1 protein-coding gene is annotated in these 667 nt (G+C 29.1%); it reads right to left on the bottom strand.

What is annotated here, in order from left to right:
• Positions 1–81: 81 nt before the first annotated feature.
• On the bottom strand, positions 82–667 hold a 586-nt coding region (locus F3G86_RS01155), incomplete at its 5' end, for a tRNA 2-selenouridine synthase (protein ID WP_149723137.1).

Here is a 667-nt window from a genome sequence, read left to right as displayed (position 1 = left end):
CAGCCATATCAGCATGATCTTTTATATCAGATATTATTTGTTTTACAGATTTATTTTTAGGGTTATTATTGTTGTTTTCCACTATTTTTCCTTAACAAAAGTGTTTTTATGGCTATCAAAGTAAAATTTATTTCCACCTAAGACATAGTTTGTTTCATTTTTACTAAATTTTATACCAGCTCCTTCATCACCAAATAAGCCATATTTTTTTGATTGATAGCTGTATGTTGCTGATATATCTATAGGTATTACGACACCATTATTGTCTATATAGAAATACCCCAACCCCATTGATGGTTTAAACTTATTGTAGTTTTCAAGTCCTATGAAATTTATAATTTTATCTGCAAATTCTTTTGGAATTTTAACTCTTTTACCTGTTTGGTTTTCGTAATCAATAGAGCTAGTATAGTAATGCCCTCCATTTGAAATAATTTGCGGAAGCTTTTTATCCATAATAGCTAGGTCATCTCTTTTAAAATTCCTTTTATTATTCTTAAAAAAGTCATCCATATAATCACTTCGTTCTTTTTCACGCCTGTCTATCTCATCAACAAATTTCTGATTAAATATATAAACCCCACCATATTTACTAGCTAAATTTTCTAGTTCAGAGTTGCTTATCTTATTGCTTGCTTGGTTTGCAGAGCAGGCTATTAAAAATATG

It is taken from the genome of Campylobacter concisus, from assembly GCF_902460595.1.
Classification (GTDB): domain Bacteria; phylum Campylobacterota; class Campylobacteria; order Campylobacterales; family Campylobacteraceae; genus Campylobacter_A; species Campylobacter_A concisus_BL.
Note: the sequence above shows the minus strand (reverse complement) of the source record. Positions and strands in the feature narration are given on the sequence as shown.